Origin of the sequence: Streptomyces sp. NPDC060198 (assembly GCF_042728415.1) — a bacterium.
GTDB lineage: Bacteria > Actinomycetota > Actinomycetes > Streptomycetales > Streptomycetaceae > Streptomyces.
The window spans coordinates 1-6,004 of record NZ_JBHWZJ010000401.1; the positions used below are offsets into that span (position 1 = coordinate 1).

Annotated in this window: 5 protein-coding genes and 1 riboswitch; of the genes, 3 read left to right on the top strand and 2 right to left on the bottom strand. The window is 71.6% G+C overall.

Features of this window, described 5'->3' with window-relative positions; genetic code table 11:
- Window positions 1-135: 135 nt before the first annotated feature.
- Window positions 136-299, top strand: a riboswitch (cobalamin riboswitch).
- A 142-nt stretch (window positions 300-441) separates the two neighbouring features.
- Window positions 442-2,853 (top strand): ribonucleoside-diphosphate reductase subunit alpha, encoded by a 2,412-nt coding sequence (locus ACFWEP_RS30260; RefSeq protein WP_387374812.1) that lies wholly within the window; start codon window positions 442-444, stop codon window positions 2,851-2,853.
- Complete coding sequence (locus ACFWEP_RS30265) at window positions 2,853-3,869, top strand: ribonucleotide-diphosphate reductase subunit beta (RefSeq protein WP_387374814.1); 1,017 nt, start codon at window positions 2,853-2,855, stop codon at window positions 3,867-3,869. Before ACFWEP_RS30260 ends, ACFWEP_RS30265 begins: the two co-directional genes overlap by 1 nt.
- A gap of 61 nt (window positions 3,870-3,930) precedes the next feature.
- On the opposite strand, the gene ACFWEP_RS30270 is transcribed toward ACFWEP_RS30265, so the two are convergent.
- Both ACFWEP_RS30270 and ACFWEP_RS30275 read right to left on the bottom strand, forming a co-directional pair.
- On the bottom strand, window positions 3,931-4,605 hold the full coding sequence (locus tag ACFWEP_RS30270; protein WP_387374816.1) for a 1,4-alpha-glucan branching protein: 675 nt from the start codon (window positions 4,603-4,605) through the stop codon (window positions 3,931-3,933).
- Between the two features lie 97 nt (window positions 4,606-4,702).
- Window positions 4,703-4,927 (bottom strand): hypothetical protein, encoded by a 225-nt coding sequence (locus tag ACFWEP_RS30275; RefSeq protein ID WP_387374818.1) that lies wholly within the window; start codon window positions 4,925-4,927, stop codon window positions 4,703-4,705.
- An 81-nt stretch (window positions 4,928-5,008) separates the two neighbouring features.
- Between ACFWEP_RS30275 and ACFWEP_RS30280 the strand changes: the two genes are divergently transcribed.
- Window positions 5,009-5,983 carry a helix-turn-helix domain-containing protein gene (locus ACFWEP_RS30280; RefSeq protein WP_387374820.1) on the top strand — a complete coding sequence of 325 codons (975 nt, stop codon included), beginning with the start codon at window positions 5,009-5,011 and terminating at the stop codon, window positions 5,981-5,983.
- Window positions 5,984-6,004: the final 21 nt, after the last annotated feature.

Consider the following 6,004-nt stretch of genomic DNA (forward strand, 5'->3'; position numbering starts at 1 on the left):
CCCGGCCGGGTGCGCGACCGGGTCGAGGCGCCCGCCGGGGCGCAGGACGGGAAGGCGGGCACGGTACGACCGGCGAGGAACGGCGGCCGGCCGTGATCCGCTCGGCCCCCGCACCGGATCAACGCCCCTCACCGCCACTACATGTGGGGTGTCGGCGCCCCCCGGCCACCACATGTATGCTCGTCTCGCTGTCGTCGCAGGGGAATCCGGTGCGAATCCGGAACTGTCCCGCAACGGTATGAACCGCGCGTTTCGCGCACCTTCGAGTCCGGCTACCTGCCGACAGCGCGTCCGGCTCACCCGAACCGGACGCCCGTACGTCCGGGCCTCGCGGTTGGGCCGGTGGACGCCGTGTGCGGTGCTGCCCGTCTCCAGGTGGCGCGCCCCGCGGCCCTCCCCTTCCCCCGCCGGCCCAGAGCCGAGCGAGGGAGAGCAACCACCGTGACCATCGCGCCCGCCGATCCGGCGTCCGTGCCCGCAGCCACTGCGGCGATCCAGCCCGCCGACGGCCCCGGGGCCGCGCTGCTGCGCACCCTGACCGCCCTCACCGCGGACCTGCCGGACACCGACCCGGGGAGGGTAGCCGCCGCCGCGCTGCGGGGCCGCAGCACGCACGCCGACGAGGCGGAGCTGCTGACCCTGGCCACCGAATCGGCCGCCGGTCTGATCGCGGAGGACCCCGCCTACTCGCGGCTCGCCGCCCGGCTGCTGACCCGTACCATCGCCGCCGAGGCGGCCGGTGAGGGCGCGGTGGCCTTCTCCGCCTCGGTCGCCGTCGGCCACCGCGAGGGCCTGATCGCGGACCGTACGGCCGCGTTCGTGGAACTGCATGCCCAGCGGCTGGACGCACTGGTCGAGGGGGCGCTCGCGGACGGCGCCGACGACCGATTCGGCTACTTCGGCCTGCGCACCCTCTACAGCCGCTACCTGCTGCGCCACCCGATCACCCGCCGGGTGGTGGAGATCCCGCAGCACTTCATGCTGCGGGTCGCGGCCGGGCTGGCCGAGAACGACTCCGCCGGTGCGGTGGACGAGGTCGAGGCGCTCTACGGGCTGATGAGCCGGCTCGACTACCTGCCCTCCTCCCCCACGCTCTTCAACTCCGGCACCCGCCACCCGCAGATGTCCTCCTGCTATCTGCTGGACTCCCCGCTGGACGAGCTGGACTCGATCTACGGCCGCTACCACGAGGTGGCCCGGCTCTCGAAGCACGCGGGCGGCATCGGTCTGTCCTTCTCCCGCATCCGCTCGCGCGGCTCCCTGATCCGGGGCACCAACGGGCTCTCCAACGGCATCGTGCCGTTCATGAAGACGCTGGACGCCTCCGTCGCGGCCGTCAACCAGGGCGGCCGGCGCAAGGGTGCCGCCGCGGTCTACCTGGAGACCTGGCACGCGGACATCGAGGAGTTCCTGGAGCTGCGCGACAACACCGGTGAGGACCAGCGGCGTACGCACAACCTGAACCTGGCGCACTGGATTCCGGACGAGTTCATGCGCCGGGTCGACGCCGACGGATCCTGGTCCCTGTTCTCGCCGGCCGACGTCCCCGAGCTGGTGGACCTGTGGGGCGACGCGTTCGACGCCGCCTACCGGGCCGCCGAGGCGAAGGGCCTGGCCCGCCGCACGATCCCCGCCCGTGAGCTGTACGGCCGGATGATGCGCACCCTGGCGCAGACCGGCCAGGGCTGGATGACGTTCAAGGACGCCTCCAACCGCACCGCGAACCAGACCGCCGAACCGGGCCGGGTCGTGCACTCCTCGAACCTGTGCACGGAGATCCTGGAGGTCACCGACGACGGCGAGACGGCCGTCTGCAACCTCGGTTCGGTCAACCTGGGCGCCTTCGTGGCGGACGGGACGATCGACTGGGAGCGGCTGGACGCCACCGTGCGCACCGCGGTGACCTTCCTGGACCGGGTCGTCGACATCAACTTCTACCCGACCGAGCAGTCCGGCCGGTCCAACGCCCGCTGGCGGCCGGTGGGCCTGGGCGCGATGGGCCTCCAGGACGTCTTCTTCCAGCTGCGGCTGCCCTTCGACTCCGCCGAGGCGCGGCTGCTCTCCACCCGCATCTCCGAGCGGATCATGCTCGCCGCGTACGAGGCCTCCTGCGACCTGGCCGAGAAGTCGGGCCCGCTGCCCGCGTGGAGCGAGACCCGCGCCGCGCGCGGAGTGCTGCACCCGGACCACTTCGACACGGCTCCGGCCTGGCCGGAGCGGTGGGAGGCGCTGCGTGCCCGGGTCGCGAAGACCGGGATGCGCAACTCGCTGCTGCTCGCCATCGCGCCGACCGCGACCATCGCATCGATCGCCGGGGTGTACGAGTGCATCGAGCCGCAGGTCTCCAACCTCTTCAAGCGCGAGACGCTCAGCGGTGAGTTCCTCCAGGTCAACGCGTATCTGGTGGACGAGCTGAAGCGGCTCGGCGTGTGGGACGCGCGGACCCGTGAGGCGCTGCGCGACGCGAGCGGCTCGGTGCAGGGCTTCGGCTGGATTCCGGCGGAGGTGCGCGCGCTGTACCGCACGGCGTGGGAGATCCCGCAGCGCGGCCTGATCGACATGGCGGCGGCCCGTACGCCGTACCTCGACCAGAGCCAGTCGCTGAACCTGTTCCTGGAGACGCCGACCATCGGGAAGCTCTCCTCGATGTACGCGTACGCCTGGAAGCAGGGGCTGAAGACGACGTACTACCTGCGTTCGCGTCCGGCGACCCGGATCGCCCGTGCCGCCTCCGGCACCGCGAAGGCCGCCGCCCCCGCCCCCGCCACCGTCCCCGTGCAGCAGGCGTACTCCGACGCGGAGGCCCTCGCCTGCTCCCTCGAAAACCCCGAGTCCTGCGAGGCCTGCCAGTAATGACCACCGACATGAACAAGAACCTGCTCGACCCGGGCTTCGAGCTGACCCTGCGTCCCATGCGCTATCCGGACTTCTACGAGCGCTACCGGGACGCGATCAAGAACACCTGGACCGTGGAGGAGGTCGATCTCCACTCCGACGTGGCCGACCTCGCCAAACTGTCCCCGGGCGAGCAGCACATGATCGGCCGGCTGGTGGCGTTCTTCGCCACGGGCGACTCGATCGTCTCCAACAACCTCGTGCTGACGCTGTACAAGCACATCAACTCCCCCGAGGCGCGGCTGTACTTGTCGCGGCAGCTGTTCGAGGAGGCCGTGCACGTCCAGTTCTATCTGACGCTGCTCGACACCTACCTGCCGGACCCGGACGACCGTGCCGCCGCGTTCGACGCGGTGGAGGAGATTCCGTCGATCCGCGAGAAGGCGCAGTTCTGCTTCCGCTGGATGGACTCGGTCGAGAAGATCGACCGGCTGGAGACCAAGGCCGACCGGCGCCGGTTCCTGCTCAACCTGATCTGCTTCGCGGCCTGCATCGAGGGGCTGTTCTTCTACGGCGCCTTCGCGTACGTCTACTGGTTCCGCTCGCGCGGCCTGCTGCACGGCCTCGCGACCGGCACCAACTGGGTGTTCCGCGACGAGACGATGCACATGAACTTCGCCTTCGAGGTCGTGGACACCGTCCGCAAGGAGGAGCCGGACCTCTTCGACGACGAACTCCAGCAGCAGGTCACCGACATGCTGAAGGAGGCCGTGGAGGCGGAGCTCCAGTTCGGCCGCGACCTGTGCGGCGAGGGCCTGCCGGGCATGAACACCGAGTCGATGCGCCAGTACCTGGAGTGCGTCGCGGACCAGCGCCTGGTCCGGCTGGGCTTCCCGGCGCTGTACGGCTCCGAGAACCCGTTCTCGTTCATGGAGCTCCAGGGCGTGCAGGAGCTGACGAACTTCTTCGAGCGGCGCCCGTCGGCGTACCAGGTCGCGGTGGAGGGCACGGTCGGCTTCGACGACGATTTCTGATCCTCCGGTCAGGGCGCACGACGGCGGGCACTCCCACGAGGGGGTGCCCGCCGCCGTTGCGTCAAGCCCCGGTCGAGGCACGCACCTCGGCGAAACGGGCCCGGGCCGGCTCCGCGCCCGGCGGTGCCCAGAGCGCGGTGACCTCGCCGTGCAGCGGCCCCGCGTCGCCCTTGGCCTCCTCGGCGTCACCCCTCAGCGCGCGGACCACCCGCAGGGTCCAGCTTCCGCCCCCCACGGGGTCCGTCAGCAGGACGTCGGTGCCGTACATCCCGCTCCGCACGGTCTCGACGACCGCGCTCTCGGGGATGTCGTCCCCCATGAACCGGCTGTGCACGGTCGGGTCGACGGTGTCCGACTCGCTCTGCGCCTGCGGTACGGCGCGGCCGTGCAGCAGGGCCAGGAGCCGGCCGGTCAGTACGGCGTCCCGGGTGCCGTCGTACACCCAGCGTGTGCCGAGCACCCCGTGCTCGGTGGTGCCGATCAGGGCCGCCTCGGCGCCGTCGAGCGGGGCGCCCCGGTAGGTGACGGGCACCTGGTACGGGACCGGGCGGCCCGCCGAGGTGTCGGTGACCACCATGAACTCGATGCCCACTTCGCCCTCCGGGTCGTCGAGCCGGAAGCCGCCCGCCTTCGCCAGTTCGGGCTCCTCGCCCGCGTACCAGGGCTGGGCGGGCAGCCAGGCTGCGACCAGGTCGAGCTTGCCGGGGTTCATGGTGGTGCGGTGGATGAATGCCATGTCTCACTTCGTCCGTCGGGTGAACAGGTCGCCCCATGATCGCTCGCCGGCCCCGCGCGCAGGAGGTCCCGACGCGGGGCTCCCGCACAGGGCTCCCTCAGGTGCGGGCCCAGGACCGGAGATGCGGGAGCCGTACGGCGTGCCGCGCCGGGGCGGCTGCCGGCGGTTCGGCGGAGGGGGCGGGCGGGTCGGTGCGGCGGGCGTTCCGAGCCGCGCGCAGCTCGCGGGAGATGCGGCGCTCCCGGGCGGACCCGACGAGTGCCGGGAGCAGGACGAGGGCGGCGAGGACGGTGACACCGAGGAGGTTCAGGAGTGTGTTCATGGCTCCACTCTGGCGGCCGTGAGCACATCCGGGCAGTGGCAGGACTGTCATCGACCATCGAATTGCTGCCACACTGCCACCATGCTGAAAAACGTCGCCGCTCTCCTGCTGGACGAGGTCCACCCCTTCGAACTCGGCGTCCTGTGCGAGGTGTTCGGCCTCGACCGCAGCGAGGAGGGTCTACCGGTGCACGATTTCGCGGTGGTGTCGGCGGAGGGGCCGGCCCTGCGTACCCACGCCGGTTTCACCATCACCACCCCGCACGGCCTCGAACGGCTGGAGGAGGCCGACCTCGTCGCCGTACCGGCGGGCAGCCGCTTCGTCGCCCGGGGGTACCCGGACGAGGTCTTGGACGCGCTGCGCCGGGCGGTGGACCGCGGTGCGCGGGTGCTGTCCGTCTGCTCCGGCGCGTTCGTGCTCGGGGCGGCGGGGCTGCTGGACGGCCGCCGTTGCACCACGCACTGGCGGCACTCCGACGAGCTGGCCCGGCGCTTCCCGCTGGCCCGGGTGGAGCCGGACGTGCTCTACGTCGACGAGGGCCAGGTGATCACGTCGGCGGGTACGGCCGCAGGCGTCGACGCCTGCCTGCACCTGGTGCGCCAGGAGTACGGCCAGGACGTCGCCAACACCATCGCCCGCCGGATGGTGGTCCCCCCGCACCGGGACGGCGGCCAGGCGCAGTACGTGAAGCGCCCACTGCCGCGCACCCGTTGCGACACCGTCGGGGACACCCTGGCGTGGATGGAGAACCATCTCGACCAGGAGATGACCGTCGACCAGCTCGCGGCCCTCGCCCACATGTCGCCCCGCACCTACGCGCGCCGCTTCCAGCAGGAGACGGGCACCACCCCCTACCGCTGGCTGCTGCGGCAGCGGGTACTGCTGGCCCAGCATCTGCTGGAGGCCTCGGACGAGACGATGGAGGCCATCGCGGGGCAGACCGGTTTCGGCAACGCGGCAGCGTTGCGGCACCAGTTCGTACGCTCGCTGGGGACGACCCCGAACGCCTACCGGCGGACCTTCCGGGGCCCGTCCGAGGTGCCGGGGGCGGCCTGAGAGCGGCGCGCGGACCTGCGG